The organism is Pseudoalteromonas sp. BSi20439, assembly GCF_000241165.1.
In the GTDB taxonomy this organism is placed as follows: Bacteria; Pseudomonadota; Gammaproteobacteria; order Enterobacterales; family Alteromonadaceae; genus Pseudoalteromonas.
This window is the reverse complement of record NZ_BADW01000132.1, coordinates 1-382: the sequence shown is the minus strand read 5'-3', so window position 1 is coordinate 382 and position 382 is coordinate 1. Positions and strand designations below refer to the sequence as shown.

The window sequence follows — 382 nt, the reverse complement described above, 5'->3', positions numbered from 1 at the left end:
GAGAATCAAAAACTTCTCAAAATTAAACACACTCTATTCTCAGGTGATTGTGCTACCCGATAAAAGAATATTTATTTTTAAGAAGTAAAGTGGTGGAGCTAAGCAGGATCGAACTGCTGACCTCCTGCGTGCAAGGCAGGCGCTCTCCCAGCTGAGCTATAGCCCCACATATGCTGGTCTTACTGTTTGTATACCGACTTATTTTTAACACAAGGCGTAAGTTGAGGCCGTTTAGTTTACTAAACAACGAAGCTTACAACGAAGTATTAAGAAGAAGTGGTGGGTCTGAGTAGATTTGAACTACCGACCTCACCCTTATCAGGGGTGCGCTCTAACCAGCTGAGCTACAGACCCAAACAATAAGTGTTGTTCTCTTTACAAT

Annotated in this window: 2 tRNA genes; both read right to left on the bottom strand. The window is 42.4% G+C overall.

Annotated elements, in window-relative coordinates:
* Window positions 1–90: 90 nt before the first annotated feature.
* Window positions 91–166, bottom strand: a tRNA-Ala gene (locus tag P20439_RS11620).
* A 111-nt stretch (window positions 167–277) separates the two neighbouring features.
* Window positions 278–354: transfer RNA gene (locus tag P20439_RS11615), tRNA-Ile, on the bottom strand.
* Window positions 355–382: the final 28 nt, after the last annotated feature.